The organism is Tabrizicola sp., from assembly GCF_036781545.1.
Lineage (GTDB): Bacteria > Pseudomonadota > Alphaproteobacteria > Rhodobacterales > Rhodobacteraceae > Tabrizicola.
Genome location: NZ_DAIQAT010000047.1, coordinates 1 through 22,120, shown reverse-complemented (window position 1 = coordinate 22,120; position 22,120 = coordinate 1). Strand labels below are relative to the sequence as shown.

General features: G+C 67.9%; 24 protein-coding genes, 1 tRNA gene and 1 riboswitch. Of the genes, 18 read left to right on the top strand and 7 right to left on the bottom strand.

All coding sequences use genetic code 11. The features are described from left to right. From V7Q39_RS09640 to gcvP, 6 genes are all read left to right on the top strand, one after another. Nucleotides 1–818, top strand: an 818-nt coding sequence (locus V7Q39_RS09640) for a glutamate--tRNA ligase (RefSeq protein ID WP_333816359.1), incomplete at its 5' end; no start/stop codon positions are given. A gap of 78 nt (nucleotides 819–896) precedes the next feature. Next, complete coding sequence (locus V7Q39_RS09635) at nucleotides 897–2,309, top strand: MATE family efflux transporter (protein ID WP_333816358.1); 1,413 nt, start codon at nucleotides 897–899, stop codon at nucleotides 2,307–2,309. A 100-nt stretch (nucleotides 2,310–2,409) separates the two neighbouring features. Then, nucleotides 2,410–2,511, top strand: a riboswitch (glycine riboswitch). A gap of 169 nt (nucleotides 2,512–2,680) precedes the next feature. Next, nucleotides 2,681–3,802: a glycine cleavage system aminomethyltransferase GcvT gene (gcvT, locus tag V7Q39_RS09630; RefSeq protein WP_333816357.1), complete on the top strand. Its 1,122-nt coding sequence runs from the start codon at nucleotides 2,681–2,683 to the stop codon at nucleotides 3,800–3,802. Between the two features lie 9 nt (nucleotides 3,803–3,811). Then, nucleotides 3,812–4,171, top strand: coding sequence for a glycine cleavage system protein GcvH (gene gcvH / locus V7Q39_RS09625; protein ID WP_333816356.1), 360 nt, complete (start codon nucleotides 3,812–3,814; stop codon nucleotides 4,169–4,171). A gap of 2 nt (nucleotides 4,172–4,173) precedes the next feature. Further along, nucleotides 4,174–4,527: a VOC family protein gene (locus V7Q39_RS09620; protein WP_333816355.1), complete on the top strand. Its 354-nt coding sequence runs from the start codon at nucleotides 4,174–4,176 to the stop codon at nucleotides 4,525–4,527. A gap of 12 nt (nucleotides 4,528–4,539) precedes the next feature. Beyond that, nucleotides 4,540–7,407 carry an aminomethyl-transferring glycine dehydrogenase gene (gcvP, locus tag V7Q39_RS09615; protein WP_333816354.1) on the top strand — a complete coding sequence of 956 codons (2,868 nt, stop codon included), beginning with the start codon at nucleotides 4,540–4,542 and terminating at the stop codon, nucleotides 7,405–7,407. A gap of 75 nt (nucleotides 7,408–7,482) precedes the next feature. On the opposite strand, the gene V7Q39_RS09610 is transcribed toward gcvP, so the two are convergent. Further along, complete coding sequence (locus V7Q39_RS09610) at nucleotides 7,483–8,037, bottom strand: winged helix DNA-binding protein (RefSeq protein WP_333816353.1); 555 nt, start codon at nucleotides 8,035–8,037, stop codon at nucleotides 7,483–7,485. 128 nt (nucleotides 8,038–8,165) lie between these two features. On the opposite strand from V7Q39_RS09610, the gene V7Q39_RS09605 reads away from it, so the two are divergent. Together V7Q39_RS09605 and V7Q39_RS09600 are read left to right on the top strand one after the other, a co-directional pair. Further along, entirely contained in the window at nucleotides 8,166–9,257 is a 1,092-nt protein-coding gene (locus V7Q39_RS09605; protein ID WP_333816352.1) for an LLM class flavin-dependent oxidoreductase, read from the top strand. Beyond that, on the top strand, nucleotides 9,257–9,748 hold the full coding sequence (locus tag V7Q39_RS09600) for a flavin reductase family protein (protein WP_333816351.1): 492 nt from the start codon (nucleotides 9,257–9,259) through the stop codon (nucleotides 9,746–9,748). The genes V7Q39_RS09605 and V7Q39_RS09600 overlap by 1 nt, the downstream gene beginning before the upstream one ends. On the opposite strand, the gene V7Q39_RS09595 is transcribed toward V7Q39_RS09600, so the two are convergent. Continuing rightward, on the bottom strand, nucleotides 9,745–10,407 hold the full coding sequence (locus V7Q39_RS09595) for a hypothetical protein (RefSeq protein WP_333816350.1): 663 nt from the start codon (nucleotides 10,405–10,407) through the stop codon (nucleotides 9,745–9,747). The genes V7Q39_RS09600 and V7Q39_RS09595 overlap by 4 nt on opposite strands. 127 nt (nucleotides 10,408–10,534) lie before the next feature. On the opposite strand from V7Q39_RS09595, the gene V7Q39_RS09590 reads away from it, so the two are divergent. From V7Q39_RS09590 to V7Q39_RS09570, 5 genes are all read left to right on the top strand, one after another. Beyond that, a complete protein-coding gene (locus V7Q39_RS09590) occupies nucleotides 10,535–11,221 on the top strand; it encodes an AzlC family ABC transporter permease (protein ID WP_333816349.1) in 687 nt (228 codons plus the stop codon). Next, nucleotides 11,218–11,541 carry an AzlD domain-containing protein gene (locus tag V7Q39_RS09585; protein ID WP_333816348.1) on the top strand — a complete coding sequence of 108 codons (324 nt, stop codon included), beginning with the start codon at nucleotides 11,218–11,220 and terminating at the stop codon, nucleotides 11,539–11,541. The genes V7Q39_RS09590 and V7Q39_RS09585 overlap by 4 nt, the downstream gene beginning before the upstream one ends. 54 nt (nucleotides 11,542–11,595) lie before the next feature. Further along, a complete protein-coding gene (locus tag V7Q39_RS09580; protein ID WP_333816347.1) occupies nucleotides 11,596–11,916 on the top strand; it encodes a DUF3775 domain-containing protein in 321 nt (106 codons plus the stop codon). 60 nt (nucleotides 11,917–11,976) lie between these two features. Further along, the gene (trxC, locus tag V7Q39_RS09575) at nucleotides 11,977–12,423 is read left to right on the top strand and encodes a thioredoxin TrxC (protein WP_333816346.1); all 447 of its coding nucleotides are present in this window, start codon (nucleotides 11,977–11,979) and stop codon (nucleotides 12,421–12,423) included. Between the two features lie 91 nt (nucleotides 12,424–12,514). Next, nucleotides 12,515–12,590: transfer RNA gene (locus tag V7Q39_RS09570), tRNA-Ala, on the top strand. A 49-nt stretch (nucleotides 12,591–12,639) separates the two neighbouring features. Here the strand turns inward: V7Q39_RS09570 and V7Q39_RS09565 are convergent. Beyond that, complete coding sequence (locus V7Q39_RS09565) at nucleotides 12,640–13,401, bottom strand: DeoR/GlpR family DNA-binding transcription regulator (RefSeq protein WP_333816345.1); 762 nt, start codon at nucleotides 13,399–13,401, stop codon at nucleotides 12,640–12,642. Between the two features lie 238 nt (nucleotides 13,402–13,639). Between V7Q39_RS09565 and glpD the strand changes: the two genes are divergently transcribed. The 4 genes from glpD to V7Q39_RS09545 all read left to right on the top strand — a co-directional run bounded on the left by glpD (nucleotide 13,640) and on the right by V7Q39_RS09545 (nucleotide 18,445). Further along, the gene (gene glpD / locus V7Q39_RS09560; RefSeq protein ID WP_333816344.1) at nucleotides 13,640–15,256 is read left to right on the top strand and encodes a glycerol-3-phosphate dehydrogenase; all 1,617 of its coding nucleotides are present in this window, start codon (nucleotides 13,640–13,642) and stop codon (nucleotides 15,254–15,256) included. Between the two features lie 292 nt (nucleotides 15,257–15,548). Further along, nucleotides 15,549–17,048, top strand: a complete 1,500-nt coding sequence (glpK, locus tag V7Q39_RS09555) for a glycerol kinase GlpK (RefSeq protein WP_333816343.1) — start codon at nucleotides 15,549–15,551, stop codon at nucleotides 17,046–17,048. Continuing rightward, nucleotides 17,045–18,172 carry an iron-containing alcohol dehydrogenase gene (locus tag V7Q39_RS09550; RefSeq protein WP_333816342.1) on the top strand — a complete coding sequence of 376 codons (1,128 nt, stop codon included), beginning with the start codon at nucleotides 17,045–17,047 and terminating at the stop codon, nucleotides 18,170–18,172. Before glpK ends, V7Q39_RS09550 begins: the two co-directional genes overlap by 4 nt. A 99-nt stretch (nucleotides 18,173–18,271) precedes the next feature. Further along, entirely contained in the window at nucleotides 18,272–18,445 is a 174-nt protein-coding gene (locus V7Q39_RS09545) for a CTP synthetase (RefSeq protein ID WP_333816341.1), read from the top strand. Here V7Q39_RS09545 and V7Q39_RS09540 read toward each other — a convergent pair whose 3' ends face one another. Further along, the gene (locus tag V7Q39_RS09540; protein ID WP_333816340.1) at nucleotides 18,446–19,216 is read right to left on the bottom strand and encodes an alpha/beta fold hydrolase; all 771 of its coding nucleotides are present in this window, start codon (nucleotides 19,214–19,216) and stop codon (nucleotides 18,446–18,448) included. Nucleotides 19,217–19,313: 97 nt separating this feature from the next. Between V7Q39_RS09540 and V7Q39_RS09535 the strand changes: the two genes are divergently transcribed. Next, nucleotides 19,314–19,685: a hypothetical protein gene (locus V7Q39_RS09535; RefSeq protein ID WP_333816339.1), complete on the top strand. Its 372-nt coding sequence runs from the start codon at nucleotides 19,314–19,316 to the stop codon at nucleotides 19,683–19,685. Nucleotides 19,686–19,745: 60 nt separating this feature from the next. On the opposite strand, the gene V7Q39_RS09530 is transcribed toward V7Q39_RS09535, so the two are convergent. From V7Q39_RS09530 to V7Q39_RS09520, 3 genes are read right to left on the bottom strand one after another with little or no spacing between them, the layout of a single operon-like run. After that, nucleotides 19,746–20,618 carry a DUF817 domain-containing protein gene (locus V7Q39_RS09530; protein WP_333816338.1) on the bottom strand — a complete coding sequence of 291 codons (873 nt, stop codon included), beginning with the start codon at nucleotides 20,616–20,618 and terminating at the stop codon, nucleotides 19,746–19,748. A 32-nt stretch (nucleotides 20,619–20,650) separates the two neighbouring features. Beyond that, a complete protein-coding gene (locus tag V7Q39_RS09525; protein ID WP_333816337.1) occupies nucleotides 20,651–21,571 on the bottom strand; it encodes an SdiA-regulated domain-containing protein in 921 nt (306 codons plus the stop codon). Further along, entirely contained in the window at nucleotides 21,568–22,020 is a 453-nt protein-coding gene (locus tag V7Q39_RS09520) for an ester cyclase (protein WP_333816336.1), read from the bottom strand. The genes V7Q39_RS09525 and V7Q39_RS09520 overlap by 4 nt, the downstream gene beginning before the upstream one ends. Nucleotides 22,021–22,120: the final 100 nt, after the last annotated feature.

Here is a 22,120-nt window from a genome sequence, read left to right as displayed (position 1 = left end):
TCTCGGACCCCGTGCTGATCAAGGCGGACGGGCAGGTGCTGTATACCTTCGCCTCCTCGGTCGACGATGTGGAGATGGGGGTCACGCATATCGTGCGCGGCGCGGACCATGTGACCAACACGGCGACGCAGATCCAGATCATGCAGGCGCTGGGCGGCACGCCGCCGACCTTTGCGCACCATTCGCTGCTGACCGGGCCGCAGGGCGAGGAACTTTCCAAGCGACTGGGGGTTCTGTCCCTGCGCGACCTCCGCGCGCGGGGGGTGGAGCCGATGGCGCTTCTGTCGCTGATGGCGCGGCTTGGATCGTCGAAGCCGGTGGAGCTGGTGTCCTCGATGGACGAACTGGTCGCGGGGTTCGACATCGGGTCCTTCGGCGCGGCGCCGACGAAGTTCGATGCCGAGGACCTGTTCCCGCTGACCCGGCACTATGTGCAGGCGCTGCCCTTCGCGGCGGTGAGGGAGCGGATCGCCGCCCTGGGCGTTCCCGACGCCGAGGCCGAGGCGTTCTGGGCGGTGGCCAAGGGCAATATCACCGTGCTGGGCGATCTGGGCCAGTGGTGGACGCTGTTCCGCGACGGGGCCGAGCCGGTGGTGGACGAGGCCGACCGGGAGTTCGTGGCCAAGGCGCTGGCGCTGTTGCCCGCGCGGCCCTGGACCACGGCGACCTGGGGCGAGTGGACCGCCGCGGTCAAGGAGGCGACGGGGCGCAAGGGCAGGGACCTGTTCCGCCCGTTGCGCCGGGCGCTGACGGGCCGCGATGCCGGGCCGGAGATGGCGGAGGTGATGCCGCTTTTGCGCAAGGTGCCAAGCGTCTGAGGCCCCTGGCTGGCCCCGGGGGTTTCACACCCCCGGACCCCCGTGGGATATTTGGGCAAATGTGAAAGGGGCTGCCGCATGGCCGGGTCGCAGGCGAAGTTCGTCGAGGGGAACCTGTTCCGGCATGTGACGGTGATGTCGCTGACCTCTTCCGTCGGGCTGATGGCGGTCTTCGTCGTCGATCTGGTCAACATGTTCTACATCGCGCTTCTGGGCCGCGAGGAGCTGGCGGCGGCCATCGGCTATGCCGGGGCGATCCTGTTCTTCACCACCAGTTTCGGGATCGGCATGTCGATTGCCGTCGGCGCGCTGGTCGCCCGGGCCCTGGGCGCGCGCGACCCGGTGCTGGCGCGGGAGAAGGCGACGACCGGGCTGGTGCTGGGCTTCGTCTTCGGCTCGCTCTTCGCGGGCGTCGTCTGGGTGGCGCTCTGGCCGCTGGTCGGGCTTCTGGGCGCCACCGGAGAGACGGCGGCGCTGGCGGTGCATTTCCTGCAGATCGTGATCCCGTCGCAATCCCTGCTGATGGTCGGGATGATCGGCGGTGCGATCCTGCGCAGCCATGGCGATGCGCGGGCGGCGATGATGGCGACGGTCTGGGGCGCGGTCGCGACGGCGGTGCTGGACCCGATCCTGATCTTCGGCTTCAAGCTGGAGCTGACCGGGGCGGCGATTGCATCGGTGGTGGCGCGGGTGGTCATCGCCTGGGTCGCGCTGCAGCCGATCCGCCGCCGCTATGGCGGGTTCGACCGGCCGACGGCCGGGCAGGTCGTGGCGGACATGGGGCCGGTCTGGGCGATCGCCGTGCCCGCGATCCTGACCCAGGTGGCGACGCCGGTGGGGCAGGCCTTCGTCACGCGGGCAACCTCGGCCTATGGCGAGGCGGCGGTGGCGGGGATGGCGATTGCCGGGCGCCTGACGCCGGTGGCCTTCGGGGTGATCTTTGCGCTGGCCGGGGCCATCGGACCCATCGTCGGGCAGAACTTCGGCGCGGGGCGGATGGACCGGGTGCGGCGCACCTTCTGGGACGGGCTGATCTTCACCGCCATGGTGATCGTGGCGGTCTCGGCGCTTCTGTTCCTGTTGCGCGGGCCGATTGCCGATGCCTTCAAGGCCGAGGGGCTGACGCGGGAATTGGTCTACCTCTTCTGCGGGCCGCTCGCGCTTTTGTGGTTCTTCAACGGTATGGTCTTTGTCGGCAATGCGGTCTGCAACAACCTTGGCCGGCCCTTCTGGTCGACGGTGGTGAACTGGGGGCGGCACACGCTGGGGACGATCCCCTTGGCCCTGTGGCTGGGGCAGACCTGGGGCGCGCCGGGCGTTCTGGTCGGGCAGGCGCTGGGAGGCGTGGTCTTCGGGCTGGCGGCCACATGGCTGGCGCTGGCGGCGATCCGGTCGCCCGCGGTGCATCCGGTGCGGCGCCAGTCCCTGCCGGACGATCCCCCCTCGCCCGAGGCCGAGCCGGTGGCGAGCCCCGGCGAGCGGCGGGCCTGAGGCGCGGCAGAGGACGGGACCGGCGCGTCGTTCTGGCGCGGCATACCGTCGTATCCCGATTCCCTCTTGCCCGGCGGGGGGGCTTTCGGCTACCCAAGAGGCGTCAGGTTCGGGAGAATCCGGCGGGCTTTCGCAAGCCCAAAGGTGCCGAAGGAGCAACCGCCCCGGTAAACTCTCAGGCGCAAGGGACCGTAGCTGACGACGAGACTCTGGAGAGTTCCCGCGCGACGCGGGACGCCGAAGGGATAACGATCTCAGGCGCGCCAAGCCCGGTCTATCGGGGGCGCAGGGACAGAGGGGGCATCGAGAGGCGGGGATCGGCCCGCCTGACGGTGCCGGTACGTTTTCCGGCCATGAGGGGAGGGGCGGCGATGGCCGACCTGAAGGAAGCGGACCTGCTGCATCTGGGGCTTGAAGCTCTGCATGAGGAGCTGGGCGGCAAGATGGTGCCTTTCGCGGGCTACCTGATGCCGGTGCAATACCCTGACGGGGTGCTGAAAGAGCATCTGCACACGCGAAGCGCGGCCGGGCTGTTCGATGTCAGCCACATGGGGCAGGTGATCCTGCGACCCAGGGGCACGATGGACGACCTGAAGCTGGCCTTCGAGGCGCTGATGCCGGTCGATGTGCTGGGCTTGGCCGAGGGGCGGCAGCGCTATGGCCTTTTCACCAATGACGGCGGGGGCATCCTGGATGACCTAATGTTCACCAACCGGGGCGATCATCTCTATGTCGTGGTGAACGCGGCCTGCAAGGCGGCGGATATCGCCCATATGACCGCCGGTATGCCGGGGGTTTCGGTGGAACCCGTGACCGACCGCGCGCTTCTGGCGTTGCAGGGTCCGGGGGCCGAGGCGGCGCTTGAGGCGGTGGTGCCGGGTGTCGCGGCGATGAAATTCATGGATCACCGGGTGATCGGCGATGTCTGGGTTTCGCGGTCCGGCTATACCGGCGAGGACGGGTTCGAGGTCTCGGTGCCCGAGGCAGAGGCCGAAGCCTTTGCCCGCAAGCTGCTGGCGCAGCCCGGTGTCGCGCCGATTGGTCTGGGTGCGCGGGATTCCTTGCGGCTGGAGGCGGGATTGTGCCTCTACGGCCATGACATCGACACGACGACCAGCCCGGTCGAGGCGAACCTGACCTGGGCGATCCAGAAGGCCCGCAAGGCCGGAGGCGCGCGCGAGGGCGGATTCCCCGGCGCGGCGCGCATCCTGAAGGAGTTTGCCGAAGGGCCGGAGCGGCTGCGCGTGGGCCTGCGCCCCGAGGGCCGTGCCCCGATGCGCGAGGGGGTGGAGCTTTTCGCCGAGGACGGCACGCCCGTGGGCCGCGTCACCTCGGGCGGGTTCGGGCCTTCGGTGAATGCCCCCATCGCGATGGGCTATGTCGCCCGCGCCCATGCTACCATTGGCACGACCCTGCTGGGCGAGGTGCGCGGCAAGCGCCTGCCCGTGACCGTGACCGAGCTTCCCTTCCATCCCACCAGCTACAAGCGTTGAGGCGAGACAATGAAATACACCAAGGAACATGAATGGCTGCGCGTCGAGGGCGATCTTGTGGTCGTCGGCATCACCGAACATGCGGCGACGCAACTGGGCGACGTGGTCTTCGTGGAACTGCCCGAGACCGAGACCCAGGTTGCCGAGGGCGATGAGGTCTGCGTGATCGAAAGCGTCAAGGCGGCGTCGGACATTCTGGCGCCCATCGACGGCGAGGTTGTCGCGGTCAATGCCAAGCTGGTCGACAACCCCGGTCTCGTGAACGAGGACCCGACCGGTGGCGCCTGGTTCTTCAAGCTGAAGGTGGACGATCTGTCCGTGCTGGATCAGTTCATGGACGAGGACGAATACAACGATCTGATCGGCTGACCATGGCGGTCCGGCGCATCGTTCCGAACCTGGTCTGCGACGACCCGCAGGCTCTGGGAGCTTTCTATGTGGCGCTCCTCGGGGTCGATCTGGTGATGGACCACGGCTGGATCGCTAGCGTGCAGGCGTCTGAACCGGGTCCGGTTCAGCTGAGCCTCGCGCGTGAGGGCGGGTCCGGTGCGCCGGTGCCGCTGCTTTCGATCGAGGTCGATGATCTGGCGGCCAGCCATGCCGCCGCCCTGCGCCTGAAGGCGCCTGTGGTCTACGGGCCTGCCGATGAGCCCTGGGGCGTGCGCCGGTTCTTCCTGCGCGACCCTGCCGGCAATCTGATCAACATCCTGTCCCACCCGGACTGAGGAGTTTCCGCGATGACCTTCACCCCCACCGACTATAACCCCTATGACTTCGCCAACCGCCGCCACATCGGCCCCTCTCCGGTGGAGATGGAGGAGATGCTGGTTGCCACCGGCGTGCGCTCGCTGGACGAACTGATCGACCAGACCGTGCCGCCCTCGATCCGCCAGTCGGAACCGCTGAGCTGGGCGCCGCTCGCCGAGCATGAGCTTCTGGCCCGGATGAAGGAGGTCGGCGCGAAGAACCGGGTGATGACCAGCCTGATCGGGCAGGGCTATTACGGCACGGTGACGCCCCCGGCGATCCAGCGCAACATCCTGGAGAACCCGGCCTGGTATACCGCTTATACCCCCTACCAGCCCGAGATCGCGCAGGGGCGGCTGGAGGCGCTGCTGAACTTCCAGACCATGGTCTGCGACCTGACCGGCCTCGACGTGGCCAACGCCTCGCTTCTGGACGAGGCGACGGCGGCGGCGGAGGCGATGACCATGGCCGAACGCGTGGCGAAGTCGAAGGCGAAAGCCTTTTTCGTCGACCGCTTCTGCCACCCGCAGACCATCGCCGTGATCCGCACCCGCGCCATGCCGCTGGGGATCGAGATCATCGAGGATGACGTGCGCAACCTCGACCCGACCAAGGTCTTCGGGGCGATCTTCCAGTATCCCTCCAGCTATGGCCATGTCGTCGATTTCACCGTCCGCATCGCGACGCTGCACGCGGCGGGGGCCATCGCGATCATGGCGACCGATCTTTTGGCGCTGTGCATGCTGAAGGAACCGGGCGCGATGGGGGCGGATATCGCCGTCGGATCGGCGCAACGCTTCGGGGTGCAGATGGGCTATGGTGGGCCGCATGCGGCCTTCATGGCGGTCAAGGATGCGCACAAGCGGCAGATGCCGGGTCGGATCGTCGGCGTCTCCATCGACGCGCAGGGCGGCAAGGCCTACCGTCTGTCGCTCCAGACCCGCGAGCAGCATATCCGGCGCGAGAAGGCCACGTCCAACGTCTGCACGGCGCAGGCGCTTCTGGCGGTCATGGCAAGCATGTATGCCGTCTTCCACGGGCCCAAGGGTCTGCGGGCGATTGCCGAGCGGGTGCATTTCCTGACCCAGCGGCTGGCGCGGGCGCTGAAGGCGGCAGGGGCCAAGGTCTCGCCGCGGGGCTTCTTCGACACGATCACGGTAGAAGTGGGCGTCGGGCAGGCGGGTATCCTGGCCGCGGCGCGGAACGAGGGGCTGAACTTCCGAAAGATCGGGCTGGACCGGGTGGGGATCAGCCTGGACGAGACGACGGACGAGCGCGTGCTGATCAAGGTCCTGCGCGCCTTCGGGATCGACGGGGTCCCGCCGCACCGGGCGACCCTGGGCTTCCCAGAGGAGATGCTGCGTACGACCGACTACCTGACCCATCCGGTCTTCCACATGAACCGGGCCGAGTCCGAGATGATGCGCTACATGCGCCGCCTGTCCGACCGCGACCTTGCGCTGGACCGGGCGATGATTCCGCTGGGTTCCTGCACGATGAAGCTGAACGCGGCGGCCGAGATGATGCCGATCACCTGGCCGGAGTTCGGCTCGCTGCACCCATTCGCGCCCCGCGATCAGGCGGCGGGCTATCACGAGGCCATCGACGACCTCTCGGCCAAGCTGTGCGAGATCACCGGCTATGACGCCTTCTCGATGCAGCCCAATTCAGGCGCGCAGGGGGAATATGCCGGGCTTCTGACCATTCTCGCCTATCACCGGGCGCGCGGCGATCTTGACCGCAAGATCTGCCTGATCCCGACCTCGGCGCATGGCACCAACCCCGCCAGCGCCCAGATGGCGGGGATGGAGGTGGTCGTGGTCAAGTCCGCCCCCAACGGCGACGTGGATGTCGAGGACTTCCGCCAGAAGGCCGAGGCGGCGGGCGCAAGGCTGGCCGCCTGCATGATCACCTACCCCTCCACCCATGGCGTCTTCGAAGAGACGGTGAAGACGATCTGCAAGATCACCCATGACCACGGCGGGCAGGTCTATATCGACGGGGCGAACATGAACGCCCTTGTCGGGCTGGTGAAGCCGGGCGAGATCGGCGGCGATGTGAGCCACCTGAACCTGCACAAGACCTTTGCCATCCCGCATGGCGGCGGCGGGCCGGGAATGGGGCCGATCGGGGTGAAGGCGCATCTTGCGCCGCATCTGCCGGGGCATCCCGAGATCGGGGCCGCGCCGGGCGGCGGGTTGCAACGCACCGACGAGGGCACGGTCAGCGCGGCGCCCTACGGGTCGGCGTCGATCCTGCTGATCAGCTGGGCCTATTGCCTGATGATGGGCGGGCCGGGCCTCACCCAGGCGACGCGCGTGGCGATCCTGAACGCCAATTACATCGCCGCACGGCTGTCGCCGCATTACCCGATCCTCTTCATGGGCAACAAGGGCCGGGTCGCGCATGAATGCATCCTGGACACAAGGCCCTTCGCCGAGGCCGGGGTGACGGTGGACGACATCGCCAAACGCTTGATCGACAACGGTTTCCATGCGCCTACGATGAGCTGGCCGGTAGCTGGCACGCTGATGGTCGAGCCGACGGAGAGCGAGACCAAGGCCGAGATCGACCGTTTCATCACCGCGCTGCTCGCGATCCGCGAGGAGATTGCGGCTGTCGAGCGGGGCGAGATCTCGTCCGAGGATTCGCCCCTGCGTCACGCGCCCCATACGGTCGCGGCGCTGGTGGGCGAGTGGAACCGGAAATACAGCCGCGAGGCTGGCTGCTTCCCGCCGGGTGCCTTCCGGGTCGACAAATACTGGCCGCCGGTGGGCCGGGTCGACAACGTCTACGGCGACCGCAACCTGATCTGCACCTGCCCGCCGGTCGAAAGCTACATGCAGGCGGCGGAATAGGCCCGCTTGAGTCTGCTCCAAAACGTAAGCCCGGGAATTTTCTAGAAAATTCCTGGGCTTACTGCCAAGATGGTCCTATCCCCGCCGATGCGTCGCCGCAACGCGCGAGATTTCCTCGTAGATGCCGGTCAGAAGGTTCAGCGTGCGCGTCGCCTCGGCCAGGCGGTCGCTGAAACCCGGCACATTCGCCACCGCCTGCAACAACAGCCGCCGCCGCAGCGCGCCGTAATCGTCGGTCACGCGGCGGCCTTCGTCGGTAACCAGATAGGTGACGCCCGACCGACCCGCCCCCTTGCGCAGCACCAGCCCGGCGCCGATCAGCTTGCGCAGGGAATACTGGATGTTCGGCACATCGTCCCGGTTGGTCAGCCGCGCCAGATCCTTGATCGTCTTCGGGCGGTCATTCATCCGGATGATGTGCAGAAGCGCGTTTTCCGGCCCGGTCGCCGCAAGGTCGCAGACCGAGGCCAGGCATTCCGACTGCCAGCGCCCGAATCCCTCGAAGGTCCGCATCAGCGCGAATTCCAGTTCCGTCGTGTCGACCTCGACCGCGCTTTCCGCCAGGTGCCAGCGCAGGTCTAGGCCGGGGGTCGCCGTCGCATCGGGCGCATCATTTTGAGTTTGAACCATTTTCCCCGCCTTCCGCCACGCGCCGTCTGCCCGCGAAGTCTTGCCGCAGCGGACTGTTGACGCAAATGGATTTTACGATAGACTTTCAAACATAAAATATCTTCAAAACACCAACAGGGAACTCCGCCATGCCTCACCACCCGATGCTCTCGGGCGATCGCTTTCGCTTGGGCACCTTTTCCTCCAACTGCTCTTCGGGGATGACCCCCACCAAGGCGCCCGAACGCTGGGACAACAGCTGGGACAACAACCTGAAGCTGGCGAAGATGCTGGACGAGGCCGGGATCGACTTCATGCTGCCCATCGCCCGCTGGATCGGTTATGGCGGTGAAACCGATTTTCACGGCGGCGTGCTGGAGACGATGACCTGGGCCGCTGGCCTGCTGGCGGCAACGAAGAACATCGCCGTCTTCGCCACCATCCACACCGCCGCGAACCACCCGGTCGTGGTGGCCAAGCAGATCGCCACCATCGACCAGATCGGCCATGGCCGCGCGGGGCTGAACATCGTCGCGGGCTGGAACAAGCCGGAATACGAGGCGCTGGGCCTGTCGCTGCCCGACGACCACGAAACCCGCTACGCCTATGCGCAGGAATGGTTCGACCTGGTCAGGAAGCTCTGGACCTCGGACGAACATTTCGACTGGGACGGCACCTACTTCAAGGCCAAGCGGGTGAAGGGCGACCCGAAGCCGATCCGCGGCTCGGTCCCGATCATCAACGCGGCGGGCAGCCCGCAGGGCCGCGGCTTTGCCACCGACAATGCCGACTTCCTGTTCACCCCGGCCATCGATCTGGACCGGTCGAAGGGCGAGATCGCCGATCTCAAGGCGCAGGCCGCCGCCAAGGGGCGCGCGGTGAATGTGCTGACCTTCTCCCATGTCATCTGCCGCCCGACCGAGGCCGAGGCCAAGGAATTCGCCGACTATACCGCCGTGCAGAACGCCGATACCGAGGCGGTCGACAATCTGGTGCGGCTGCAGTTCGCCCATGCCCACAGCTTCCCGCATGACCTTCTGGCGCAGATCAAGCATCTCTTCGCGCTGGGGCATGGCGGCTACCCGCTGATCGGCACGCCGGACCAAGTGGCGGAAGGTATCCTGAAGCTGCACGCCACCGGTTTCTCGGGGACGACGCTGTCCTTCGTCGACTATGTCGAGGAGTTCCCCTATTTCCGCGACACCGTGCTGCCGAAGCTTCAGGCGGCGGGCATCCGCTAGTGGACCCGGACGCCAAAAGCTTCCGCGACGCGACGAAGGCCTTCGTCGGCAATTGCAGCGTGATCACCGTGGGCGATGGCGACGAGGCTTCGGGCCTTGTCGTCACCTCTGTGATCTCGCCCTCTGCCGACCCGCCGCTGCTGCTGGCCGTCGTCAACCGCAGCGCGTCGAGCCACGGGTTGCTGCAGCGCTATGGGCGCTTCGGCTGGTCCTCGCTGGGGTGCGCGCATCAGGCGGTGGCGGAGCGTTTCTCGGGCTTCGGCGGCGTGAGGGGCGCGGCGCGCTATGAGGGCGCCCAGTGGGAAACCGCCGTCACCGGCGCGCGGCTTCTGGTCGGCGCGCCCGCCGCCTTCGACTGCACGGTGGAGGAGATGATCGAACGCGAGACGCATTCGATCCTGATCGGCCGCGTCCGGGCGATCCGCACCACCCCCGGCGCCGGGGCGCTGGTCTACTGGAACGGAGGGTTCCGGGCGCTGGACCCCGCTTAAGGCTGCGGCTTCGGCGCGGGCGTGCCGAGCGCCCCGCCGGGCCGGGTGCCAAGGCCGCCGCCGGACCCCACCCCGCTGGTCTTCGGCTTGGACAGGTCCGGCACCTTGGGCGGGGTCTTCACGCCGGGCGTCGTGCCCAGCACCTTGCCGCCGCCCGCGCCGCCCTGCCGGGCCAGGCAATCCTGCGCCTGCAACAGCGCCGGGCCGATTCCGTCCACGTCGAAACCGTCGTCGATCCCCATGCCCAGCATTCGCAGATAGCGCCCGCTGTTCAGGAAATCGACCGTGGCCTGGACCCCGTCATAGGTGATCCCGCCATAATCCGCATCCCAGGCCTCGCCGTTGCCGATGGCGGGCACGCCGGTCTCCATCATCACCCACAGTTCGAACTTCTGGCCGGGCTGGAACTTCACGCCGGGCTGCCGCATCAGGATCGACAGGGTGTCGTTGGGGTAAAGCCCGATCCACAGGTCCTGACCGTTCTGATAGCTGACCGTGATGTAGCAGTACGAGAATGCGCCCCTGTCATCGGTATAGGCCCCGCCCACCCAGTTGCCCGCCTCGAATTGCGAGCCGGGGATTTCCTCGGCCCGGGCAGGGGCCAGGGTGGAAAGGGCAAGGGTGGCGGCGAGGGCAAAGGTGGCGGCAAGCTGGCGCATGGGGCGGGTTCCTGGGACGGGATTCGCCGCGCAGAATGCCGGGGCACGGCCCGCCGCGCAAGTCAGGCTTTCCGCAACGGCAGGGCGGCATTGACCCCGGCACGGGCCCAAGGTAGCGCTGGCGCCGATGACCCGGACCCGCCCGCCTTTCCTTGACGGCCTTGCCGCCAGCCTGCCCATCGTCATGGGCTATTTCCCCATTGCCTTCTCCTTCGGCGTTGCCGCCACGCAAGCGGGCTTCACCGGGCTGGAGGCTTTTGCCCTGTCGCTCATCATCTATGCCGGGGCCTCGCAATTCCTGGCTCTGGCGCTGCTGTCCTCTGGCGCGCCGGTGCTGGTCGCCGCCTTCACCCTGATCGCGATGAACCTGCGCCATGTGCTCTACGGCCCCGCCCTGATGCGCGAGGCGGGCGAGGGCGCGACCCGCCGCCACGCCTGGGCCTGGGCCTGGGGGTTGACGGACGAGGTCTTCGGCCAGGCTTTGGGAGCGCTGGCGCGGGGGCAGCGCTTCTCCGAGCCCTACATGTTCGGCCTAGGGCTTGGCGCCTATGCCAGCTGGGTCTCGGGCACGGTCGTGGGCGCCTGGGCCGGGGGCGGTGCGCTGGAGGGTTGGCCTGCGCTGAACGCCGGGCTCGGCTTCATGCTGCCCGCGCTTTTCCTCGCGCTCCTCCTGTCGATCCTGAACCGGCGGCAACTGCCGGTGATCGCGGTGGCAGGCGTCGTCACCGTGATCGGAACGCTGATGATCAGCGCCACAAGCGGCATCCTTCTGGGGATGCTCGCCGGGGCGGTGGCCGGGGTGGCCCGCAAATGAACTGGGACCTGCTGACCGTCGCCCTGATGGCCGGGGCCGCGAACTGGGCCTTCCGCGCGCTGCCGATCCTGGCGCGGATGGAACGGGTGGCGGCCTCCGGCTGGCTGGGCCGCTTCCTTGCCTCGACCGGGCCGGCGGCGATCGCCACGCTCTTCGTCGCGGCGGTCCTGCCTTCGCTGACGCTGGATCTCGCGCGCCTTCTGCCGGTGATCCTCGGCACGCTGGCGGTGCTGGCGGTCTGGTTCACCCGCAAGTCGGTCGTGCTCGCCACGCTGGCCGGGGCGCTGGCGCATGGTGTGACGACATGGATCCTCGGCTGATGCTTGCGCGCCGCAGCCCGTTGCGCGACCATGGTCCAAACGAAGGAGACCGCGATGTTTGAGATCAGCCCGCAGAAGGTGGTGCATGTGATCTACCTCGCCCGCGAGATGGGCGCGGGCGGGGACGCCGAGCTGCACGCTTTCATCGACGCGCTGAACGACGACGAGAAGGCGCAGCTCACCGCGGTGGCCTGGGTCGGCCGCGGCGCCTTCGAACCCGAGGATTTCGCCGAGGCGGTGGCCACGGCGGTGGCCGAGGCGACGACGCCTACGGCGACTTACCTGATGGGAATGCCGCATCTGGCCGAGAATCTGGAAGCGGGGCTCGAAGCCCTGGGCGTGGATGTCGCGGGCGAGGAAGAGGATTTCCTCTGACCCCTTGCGCGCAGGCGGGGCGCTGCACATCTTCAAGGCTTGCGAGATGTGAGGTAGGCCATGCCCGTCACCGATGCCGTGAAACTGACCTGCGCCACCTGCGGACGGGCGAACCGCGTGCCCGTCGCCCGGCTGGCGGACAGCCCGAAATGCGGGGTCTGCGGGGCCGTGCTGCTGGATGGCGGCGTGCAGGAACTGGATGCCGCGACGCATGACAAGGTGACGCGTGGCGATGGTCTGCCGGTCCTGGTCGACTACTGGGCGCCATGGTGCGGCCCCTGCCGGATGATGGCCCCGGAGTTCGCCAAGGCGGCCAGCGCGCTCGCCCCGAATGTGCGGCTGATGAAGCTGAACACCGAGGATCACCCGCAGCCATCGTCCCGCGCGGGCATCCGCGGCATTCCGGCGCTGATCCTCTACCGCAACGGCCGGGAACTGGCGCGGCTCGCCGGTGCGCGCCCGGCGGCGGAGATCGTCGCCTTCGTGCGCCAGCACCTGCCGGGTTGATGCTGCGCCATTCTCGTGCCCGAACCTGTGAAACCCCTGCCGACCCGGCTTGACTCTGCCGTCGATTTCGGATGAATACGGCGGCGCGGATGGGGCAGTAGCTCAGTTGGGAGAGCGTATCGTTCGCAATGATAAGGTCAGGGGTTCGATCCCCCTCTGCTCCACCAAGACTCTCCACAACCGCAAACGCGACCGGCTTGGTGGCAGCAATCCACCTCAGCCTGCCACCTGCACCCCGGTCTCCCAGGCCTCGCATTTCCGCATCAGCTCGGCGGGCAGCGGCTGGTCGGTGAAAAGCGTGGTGATCTCGGACAGCGAGGCCAGCCGCGCCGGGGCGGAGCGGTCCAGCTTGGAATGGTCGCAGACGAGGTAACAGCGCCGGGATTGCTGGATGATCGCCTTCGACACCCGCACCTCGGCCAGGTCGAAATCCAAGAGGTCCCCGTCCCGGTCCAGCGCCGAGACGCCGATCACCGCGTAGTCCACCTTGAACTGCTCGAAGAACTGCGTCGTCAGTTCCCCCACCAGCCCGCCGTCCGTCCGCCGCAGCGCGCCACCCGCCACCACGATCTCGCAGCCGGGGTTGGCCACCAGGATGTTGGCCACGTTCATGTTGTTGGTGATCACCGTGATGTTGCGATGCGCCAGAAGCTCGCGCGCCACGGCTTCCGTGGTGGTGCCGAGGTTCAGGATCAGGCTGCAATTGTCCGGGATCGCCGCCGCGCAGGCGCGGGCGATGGCGGCCTTCGCGCCCTCGTTCATCCGCCGCCGCGCCTCATAGCCGATGTTCGCGACTCCGGTTCGCAGCACCGCCCCGCCATGCACCCGGTCCAGATGGCCCGCGTCGGCAAGGTCGGAAAGGTCGCGCCGGATCGTCTGCAGGGTCACGTCGAACCGCGCGGCCAGATCCTCGACCACCACCCGGCCCTCGGCCCGGGCCAGTTCCAGAATCTCGGTCTGGCGGAAGTTCAGGGCCAAGCTTCCATTTCCTTCGCTATCTGCGTTTCGGCTTTTCTGACACGTCGCATGACCCCTGTCAGCGGTTTTTTCGCTTTCGCAGGCGCGCGGTATTTTGCGTTTGCAGCAAGTATCGCTGTGGTTGCGCAATCGAACCGCCACTGATGTTCGCTTTTTGACAAACCGCACAAAAACGAAAATTTCTCGTTGACGAACCCGTGATAATCAGCGCAGTTTCCGCCGTGGAGGAGGAATTCCAGTGACGAACGTGACCGCAGGGGTTGTATCCGACCTCTTCATCATCGGCGGCGGGATCAATGGCTGCGGCATCGCCCGCGACGCCACCGGGCGCGGGTTGACGGTCTCGCTCGCCGAACAGGGCGACCTCGCGCAGGGCACCTCCTCGGCCTCGACCAAGCTCTTCCACGGCGGGCTGCGCTACCTTGAGTATTTCGAGTTCCGCCTCGTGCGCGAAGCCCTCGAAGAGCGTGAGACCCTGCTCGTCGCCATGCCGCATATCTCCTGGCCGATGCGCTTCGTCCTGCCGCTTTCCCCCGACATGCGCTTCGAATCCGACACGCCCACCTCGCGCCTTCTCGGCTGGGTCATGCCCTGGGCGCGTGGGCGGCGGCCGGACTGGCTGATCCGTCTCGGCCTTTTCCTCTATGACACGATGGGCGGCCGCAAGATCCTGCCCGCGACCCGCACGCTGGACCTGACCCGCGATCCGGCGGGCAAGGTGCTGAAGCCCGGCTTCCACAAGGCCTTCGAATATTCCGACTGCTGGGTCGAGGATTCCCGCCTTGTCGCCCTCAACGCCCGCGACGCCGCCCGGCGGGGCGCCCGCATCCTGACCCGGACCCGCGTCACCGCTGCCGAGCGTCGGGACGGGCTCTGGCACATCACCACCGAAGGCCCGCCCGGAACCGAGACCTACAACGCCCGGGCGCTCGTCAACGCGGGCGGCCCCTGGGTGATGGACGTGATCCGCAATGTCGCCCATCTCAACCCGACCGAGGGCGTGCGTCTGGTCCGTGGCAGCCACATCGTCACGAAAAAGCTTTTCGACCACGACCGCTGCTACTTCTTCCAGGGCTCCGACGGCCGGATCATCTTCGCCATCCCCTACGAGCAGGACTTCACCCTGATCGGCACCACCGACAAGGATCACACCGCCGCGCCCAGCGATGCGAAATGCACCGAGGAGGAGCGCGACTACCTCCTCGCCTTCGCCTCGCAATACTTCGCCAAACCCGTGACCCGCGATGACGTGGTCTGGACCTATTCCGGCGTCCGCCCGCTTTACAACGACGGGGCCAAGTCGGCCACCGCCGCCACCCGCGACTATGTGCTGAAGCTGGACCAGAACGGCCCGCCGCTTCTCAACGTCTTCGGCGGCAAGATCACCACCTACCGCCGCCTCGCCGAATCCGCGCTGGCAAAGCTGGCGCCCTTCTTCCCGCAGGCCAAATCTGCCTGGACTGCCCGCGTGGCCCTGCCCGGCGGCGACTTCCCGCAGGATCAGGTGGCGGCCCTCACCGCCAGCCTGAAGGCGCAGCACCCTTTCCTCACGGACTACTGGGCCGCCCGCCTGATCCGCGCCTACGGGACCGAGGCCGCGCTGATCCTCGGCAACGCCACCACCGCGGCGGCGCTCGGCCAGGATTTCGGCGGGACGCTGACCGAAGCCGAGGTGCGCTGGCTCATGTCACATGAATTTGCGGCCAGCGCAGCAGACGTGGTCTGGCGCCGCTCCAAGCTTGGCTTGCGGATGACCGCCGACCAGATCGAAACACTCGACCGCTTCATGACCAGTGAAGTCGGGGCGGACGCCGCGCGGGCCGTCAGCCCGGCGGCGGAACAGGGGGCAGCATGACGCTGGAGCTTCAGGCTTGACGCGCCGGGCGCCTCGGTCGCCAAGCTTGAGACCGAGTTCCGCTTCAACAATCGCAACACAGACCTCTACAAGACCCGGCTCAAGTTGTGCAGAATGAAACCTCTCAGGCGCCCCGCTAAGGTAGACCCTTGCGAAAATTCTTGCGCCAGCCCCCGGTGTCTTGCACGACTCCAGATGTTAAGAGTTCCTGAATCTCCGCAGGCAACGCCTTGAAATCGTTCAGCCCGCTTCTCTGCCCGCGCGCGGGCACCCATCCCGCAGGCTCGCCCCCATGACCCATATCCTCGCCCCCCATATTCTTGCGATAGACCAGGGCACCACCTCCTCCCGCGCGATCCTGTTCGACGCCGCCCTCCGCCCCGTCGCGAGCGCCCAGGAGGAGTTCCCGCAACACTACCCCCGCCCCGGCTGGGTCGAGCATGACCCCGCCGATCTCTGGTCCACCGTCGCCGCCACCGCCCGCGCCGCCATCGAGAAGGCCGGGATCGGGGCAGGGGGCATCGCCGCCATCGGCATCACCAACCAGCGCGAGACGACCCTGATCTGGGACCGCGGGACCGGCCAGCCGATCCACCCCGCCATCGTCTGGCAGGACCGCCGCACGGCGGACACCTGTGCCGCCCTGAAGGCAGCCGGTCACGAGCCGACGATCACCGCGAGGACCGGCCTCCTCCTCGACCCCTACTTCTCGGGAACCAAGGTGAAATGGCTCCTCGACCACGTCGAAGGCGCACGGGAAAAGGCCAGCCGCGGCGACCTCGCCTTCGGCACCATCGACACCTGGCTGATCTGGAACCTCACGGGGGGCCGCGTCCACGCCACCGACGCGACCAACGCCTCGCGCACGCTTCTCTACAACATCGCCGAGGGCCGCTGGGATGAGGATATCTGCAAGCTCCTCGACATCCCCCTCTCGCTCCTGCCGCAAGTCCACGACTGCGCGGCCCCCTTCGGCGTGACCCGCCCCGACCTCTTCGGCCGCGAGATCCCGATCCTCGGCGTCGCGGGCGACCAGCAGGCGGCGACCGTCGGCCAGGCCTGCTTCCAGCCCGGCATGATGAAATCCACCTACGGCACCGGCTGCTTCGCGCTTCTGAACACCGGCAAGGACATGGTGCCCTCGAAGAACCGCCTCCTGACCACCATCGCCTACCAGCTGAGGGGAAAGCCCACCTACGCCCTCGAAGGCTCGATCTTCATAGCGGGGGCGGTGGTCCAGTGGCTGCGCGACGGGCTGAAGATCATCCGCGAGGCGAAGGAGACCCAGCCCCTCGCCGCGCAGGCCGAGGAGGCACAGGGCGTCATCCTCGTCCCCGCCTTCACCGGCCTGGGTGCGCCCTACTGGCGGCCGGATTGCCGGGGCGCGGTCTATGGCCTGACCCGCAACTCCGGCCCCGCCGAGCTCGCCCGCGCCGCATTGGAGAGCGTCGGCTACCAGACCCGCGACCTTCTGGAGGCGATGCGGGTCGACTGGGGTGCTTCCGCCGATGGCGTCCTGCGGGTCGATGGCGGGATGACCGCCAGCGACTGGACCATGCAGTTCCTGGCTGACATCCTGGGCGCGCCGGTGGACCGGCCCAAGGTCACGGAGACGACCGCGCTCGGGGCGGCCTACCTTGCCGCGATGCAGGCGGAGGTCATCGGCGGACCGGAGGACTTCGCGACCTCCTGGGCTCTGGACCGCCGCTTCGCGCCGCAAATGGATGCAGCCAACCGCGAGGCGAAATACGCCCGCTGGGGCAAGGCCGTCGCCGCCACGATGAGCGTATGACCCCCTTCGGCATCACCGCTCCGGGCCGCATCCTCTTCGGTCGGGGCGAGGCCGCGAAGGCCCCCGCGCTGATCCGCCCCTTCGGCCCGCGCGGGGTGGTGGTCCATGGGGCGAACCCCGCCCGTGCCGCCTGGCTTGTGGAGGCGCTGGGGCCGGGGACCCTCGCACTCCCCTGCACAGGGGAGCCGACGCTGGCGGATCTGGAAACCGCGCTCGCCGCCGCCCGCGCCCATCGCCCGGACTGGGTGGTGTCGCTCGGCGGAGGGGCGGCGCTGGATCTCGGCAAGGCGCTGGCCGCGCTGATCCCGGCGGCCGACGGGCCGATGGAGCATCTGGAGGTGGTGGGCAAAGGCCTGCCGCTGAAGGCCGATCCGCTGCCCTTCATCGCCCTGCCGACCACGGCGGGGACGGGGGCGGAGGTCACGAAGAACGCCGTCATCGGCCTGCCTGAGCTTGGCCGGAAGGTCAGTCTGCGCGACGACCGGATGGTCGCCCGCCTGGCCATCGTCGACCCGGCGCTGACGGATGGTTGCCCGAAAGCGGTGACGCTGGCCTCTGGCCTCGACGCGGTGACGCAGGTGATCGAGCCCTATGTCTCGGTCAAGGCCACCCCCTACACCGATGCGCTGGCCCGCCCGGCCATCGGCATGGGGATGCAGGCCCTGATCCGCCTGATGCAGGACGAGGAGGCGGAGGCGCGTGATCGCATGGCCTGGGTCAGCCTCTGCGGCGGTCTCGCGCTAGCCAATGCCGGGCTGGGGGCGGTGCACGGGTTGGCCGGCGTGATCGGCGGGCTTACCGGCGCGGCGCATGGCGCGATCTGCGGGGCGCTCCTCGGTCCGGTCCTGCAGGCGAACCGCGCGGCTGCGACCGGCACGCTGCGCGCGCGGCTGGACGAGGTCTGCGGGGTTCTTTCGGACGCTTTGGGCTCGACGGCGGCGGAAGCCCCTGCTGCGCTGCAGGCCTGGGCCTGGGCCGAGGGTCTGGTGGGGCTGGCGGCGCTGGGGGTCAGGGAAGAGCAGCACGCAGGCATCGTCGCTGCGGCACAGGGGGCGTCTTCCATGAAGGGAAACCCGGTGGTGTTGCCGGAGCGAAGCTTGCGCGAGGTGTTGGAGCAAGCGTGAGGGTGCAGCCTCCTACGATTTGCGCGCCTTTTGACCCGGATCAAGGCGGCGCGCGCGGAAAAGCCTAGACTTCGCCAAGGCTTGCGAAGGGAGTTTCCGATGCGCCTGATGATGATCCTGTATTCGATGATCGCGACCGCCATGGCAGGAACCGGGGTGATCGCCGTGCTGACGGCGGGCTACGGCACGCTCTGGCCCATCGTGATCGCGGCGGCAGCCGGGGCCGCACTGGCCCTGCCAGTCTCCTGGGCGGTGGCGCGGCAGATCGGGTGATCAGGCCTCGAGGAAAACCCTGACCGTCTCTTCGAATTCGCGCGGCTTTTCGGCGTGGAGCCAATGGCCTGCGCCGGGAATCCTGGCGAAGCGGGCCTTGGGGAACAGGGCGCGGATCGTCTCGCGATGCTCGGGGCGGACATAGGAACTGTCGGCGCCGGTCAGGAACAGCGCGGGGTGCGGGAATACCCCCTGCGTTCCCGGCCAGTTGACGATCTTCGGCATCTCGGCTTCCAGCACGGCGAGGTTCAGCTTCCAGCGCGGCGGATGGGCGCGGAAGTCCAGCGACTGCAGGAAGAAGGCCCGCAGTGCGGGATCGTCGATCTCTCGCGCCAGCGCGGCATCGGCCTCGGCCCGCGAGGTGATCTGCGTCAGGTCGAGGCTGGCCATCGCCTGGGCGTTCCGGGTCTGGTCGTGGCTGTAGGCGACCGGGGCGATGTCGGCCACCACCAGGCGGCGGATCAGCTCAGGCCGGGTCAGCGCCAGCTGCATCGCGGCCTTGCCGCCCATCGAATGGCCCAGCAGGTCCACCGGCGCGCCGAGGCTTTCGATCACTTCGGCCAGGTCGGCGGCCATCTCGGGGTAGCCCTGAACCGGGAACCTTGGGCTGTCGCCGTGGTTGCGCATGTCGACGGCCACCACCTCGCGCCGGTCGGACAGGCGGCGGGCGATCACCCCCCAGTTCCGGGCCGAGCCGTAGAGCCCGTGGGCAATGACCAGGCTGGGGGCCTCGGGCGGCTGCGGGGGGCTGTGGCGGATGGTGGCGAGCATGGGTTTTGCATAGCGATATCGCGAGGTTCAGGCCAGAGCAGTTGAACATCCTCGGGAAGGTCTCTAGGTTCGGCAGGCGGCGGCCAAGGGGGGCGGGATGAGTGCGGTGACGATCCAGCAGATGGCGGATCGCGTGGCCCAGCTTCTGGAAGAGAGGCTTGGCCTGGGGGGCCGCGGCCTGTCAGTCAAGCTGAAGCGGGCCGGGCGGACCTTGCCGAAGAAGGTGCGCGATTCCGGCCGGGTGCTGGCCCAGGCAGCGCAGAAGGGGCAGAACCCGAAGCTTCTGGGCCAGATCGACATGGCCGACGTGACCGAGGCCTATGATGTCTGCGTGAAGCATCTGGCCGCCATCGACCCGGTGGGGCGGCGGCGGGACCTGTTCGCGGGCATGGTCGGGTCGGTCGGCTTCGGGGTGCTGGTGCTGCTGGTGGCGCTGTTCGGCTTCCTGGCCTGGCGCGGGTACTTCTGACCCCACCCCACGTGGCGCTTTTCGGACGGGGCGCGATATCAAGGACTTGACTGCGGCCGTTTACGATTTGGCCAGGTCTTCCCTGGCCGGACCAAAGTCCATCGGCTGCGCCGAAAGCGCCCCGCGGCTGACCAGCGTCACCGTCACGAAGGCCACGTAAAGCAGCAGATACCACGACCCGAGCTTGGCGAAACTGACGAGCTGCCCGCTGACCTGCCCCGAATAGATCCATGTCCCGGTCGCGGTGCCGACATTCTCCGCCACCCAGAGGGCGAGCGCCGACAGGAAGGCCGCCACCGGCAGCGGCATCCACCAGTGCCGGTCGTGGATGCGGAACCAGATGCGCGTCCGGCCATAAAGCGCGACGGTGGCCACGAAGAGCCCCAGCCGGACGTCGGGCAGGAAGTGGTGCGCGAAGAAGTTGAGGTAGATCGCGGCGGCCAGCACGACGGTCAGGGCAAAGCGCGGATAGGGGGCGAACGCCATGTCGAAGACCCGGATCACCCGGGCCATGTAACTGCCGACAGCGGCATACATGAAGCCGGAGAAGAGCGGCACGCCCATCAGCTTGAAGACCCCGGGCTCGGGGTAGGCCCAGGACCCGGCATCAACCTTGAACCATTCCATTGCCGTGCCGGTGAGGTGGAACAAGAGGATGACGCGGGCTTCCTCCCAGGTTTCCAGTCTGGTCGCCAGGAAGACGGCCTGCGTCCCGATGGCGAAGAGGAACAGCGCGTCGTAGCGGTGCAGCGGCCAGTCCGCCTGCCAGATCAGTTTCGTGGCGATGATCGCCGCCAGCAGGAGCCCGCCGAACAGGCAGGCCCAGCCCTGTTTCAGGACGAACATCACCAGCTCGGCGACCGCGAAGGGCAGCCGCGCCCGGGCCCAGTCGCCCATGCGGTGTTCGAGGGAGCGGGTGTCGGGGGCGGTCATGCGCGGGATGAGACAGGCGGCGGCGCGGGCCGTCAAGGTTGGGAAAGCGTGACGGCGGGGTCGAAACGGTAGAAGAGGTTCGGCTCGGAGACGATGAAGACCGCGCCATCGGGACCGATCGCCACGCCCTCGGCCTGCGGCACCGAGTGGGTCAGCCCGTGCCAGCCGGACCAGAGCGTCATCAGGCTCAGCGGCGCACCCTCCGGGGAATATTCGGCCAGCACCGAGGAGATGTCGCTGAGAAGCACCATGTTCCCGGTCGGGTCGTGCACCGTGACCGAGGAGAGGTCGGCGACGAAATGCCCAGCCCAGCTGTCGGGCTGCCATTCGCGGACGGTGACGCCAAGTCCCTGGCCCAGCACCGCCCGGTCCAGCCCCCCGATCACCAGCACGCGGACCGGCCACATCTCCTGCACGATCACCAGTTCCTTGCGGCGCTGGTCCCAGGAGATGCCCTCGAAACCCATGTTCCTGAAGGCCCCGAGGTCGAGCGTGAGGAACGGCGCCGCAGCGAGGTCGATGCTGGCGGTTTCCGGCGTGATCGTGACCCAGGAGAGGCGATGGCGGCTCTCGTCCACCAGAATGAAACGGTCGCCCTCGACATGGGTGATGCCCTCCACGTCGCTGGCTCCGGTCAGCGGGATGCGGCGCAGGAGACGGCCGTCGCGCGACAGTTCGGCCAGTTCGGGCGGGCGGTTGATCGCCGAGAAGAGCGTGTCGCTTGCTGGATTGAAGGTCAGGCCGGAGAGGTTTTCGACCAGTCCGGCAACCGGGCGGCCCTCGATGACGACCCGGTAATCCTGCAGCATGAGGCTGCTGCCACGCTCGCCTGTCGCATTGCCGCGCATGGCCAGCCTATGGGCCGCAAGCCCGACGACGCCGAAAAGCCAGAGACCGGCGAACAGGACCAGGGTCACGGCAACGATGAGCCAGACGCGGTGCCGCCGGATCATGGGCTGCTGGCGGTCAGGGCCGCGGTGCGACCGGCCATCAGCTGTTGATAGACCCCCAGACGGTCGGTGATCTGCCAGTGGCCGGTCAGCCGGTCTGCTGCGTCGAAGAAATAGGCGGTCGCCCCGGACATCCGGATAATGCGACCGGTGGCCGGAAAGCCGGGAAGGTCGCCCAGATGAGTTCCCTGCCAGAGCCAGGTCGCGACCACGGCGTCATCATCGGCGAACATGCGCTGGACGTCGAAGCGCTGGTCTGGGAAGGCGGCGCGCGACTGGATCAGGCGGTCGCGGAAGCCGGAAACATCCAGCTCCCGACCGTCCCAGGGATCCCCGGGATCGTGGTGGATCGTGTAGCGGGGCGCAAGATAGGTGCCGACCGCGTCCGTGCGCCCTTCGTCCCAGACGTCGCGAAGAAAAGCCGCAAGTCGGACTTTGCGTGGATGGTCCATGGTCTGGCCCCGTGTCCCGTAGGTCCCGATCACATCCCCGGGTATATCGGGAACTGCTTGCACAGCGCCCCGACCTCGGCGCGGACCTTGGCCTCGACTT

Coding starts and splice junctions, on each gene's coding strand:
- V7Q39_RS09595 (WP_333816350.1), bottom strand. CDS start 10,407: ATGCGCCAGCTTGCCGCCACCTTTGCCCTCGCCGCCACCCTTGCCCTT.
- V7Q39_RS09540 (WP_333816340.1), bottom strand. CDS start 19,216: ATGCTCGCCACCATCCGCCACAGCCCCCCGCAGCCGCCCGAGGCCCCC.
- V7Q39_RS09530 (WP_333816338.1), bottom strand. CDS start 20,618: ATGACCGCCCCCGACACCCGCTCCCTCGAACACCGCATGGGCGACTGG.
- V7Q39_RS09535 (WP_333816339.1), top strand. CDS start 19,314: ATGAGTGCGGTGACGATCCAGCAGATGGCGGATCGCGTGGCCCAGCTT.
- V7Q39_RS09580 (WP_333816347.1), top strand. CDS start 11,596: ATGTTTGAGATCAGCCCGCAGAAGGTGGTGCATGTGATCTACCTCGCC.
- V7Q39_RS09520 (WP_333816336.1), bottom strand. CDS start 22,020: ATGGACCATCCACGCAAAGTCCGACTTGCGGCTTTTCTTCGCGACGTC.
- gcvT (WP_333816357.1), top strand. CDS start 2,681: ATGGCCGACCTGAAGGAAGCGGACCTGCTGCATCTGGGGCTTGAAGCT.
- trxC (WP_333816346.1), top strand. CDS start 11,977: ATGCCCGTCACCGATGCCGTGAAACTGACCTGCGCCACCTGCGGACGG.
- V7Q39_RS09635 (WP_333816358.1), top strand. CDS start 897: ATGGCCGGGTCGCAGGCGAAGTTCGTCGAGGGGAACCTGTTCCGGCAT.
- V7Q39_RS09590 (WP_333816349.1), top strand. CDS start 10,535: ATGACCCGGACCCGCCCGCCTTTCCTTGACGGCCTTGCCGCCAGCCTG.
- V7Q39_RS09550 (WP_333816342.1), top strand. CDS start 17,045: ATGACCCCCTTCGGCATCACCGCTCCGGGCCGCATCCTCTTCGGTCGG.
- gcvH (WP_333816356.1), top strand. CDS start 3,812: ATGAAATACACCAAGGAACATGAATGGCTGCGCGTCGAGGGCGATCTT.
- V7Q39_RS09610 (WP_333816353.1), bottom strand. CDS start 8,037: ATGGTTCAAACTCAAAATGATGCGCCCGATGCGACGGCGACCCCCGGC.
- glpK (WP_333816343.1), top strand. CDS start 15,549: ATGACCCATATCCTCGCCCCCCATATTCTTGCGATAGACCAGGGCACC.
- V7Q39_RS09585 (WP_333816348.1), top strand. CDS start 11,218: ATGAACTGGGACCTGCTGACCGTCGCCCTGATGGCCGGGGCCGCGAAC.
- V7Q39_RS09605 (WP_333816352.1), top strand. CDS start 8,166: ATGCCTCACCACCCGATGCTCTCGGGCGATCGCTTTCGCTTGGGCACC.
- V7Q39_RS09545 (WP_333816341.1), top strand. CDS start 18,272: ATGCGCCTGATGATGATCCTGTATTCGATGATCGCGACCGCCATGGCA.
- gcvP (WP_333816354.1), top strand. CDS start 4,540: ATGACCTTCACCCCCACCGACTATAACCCCTATGACTTCGCCAACCGC.
- V7Q39_RS09525 (WP_333816337.1), bottom strand. CDS start 21,571: ATGATCCGGCGGCACCGCGTCTGGCTCATCGTTGCCGTGACCCTGGTC.
- V7Q39_RS09620 (WP_333816355.1), top strand. CDS start 4,174: ATGGCGGTCCGGCGCATCGTTCCGAACCTGGTCTGCGACGACCCGCAG.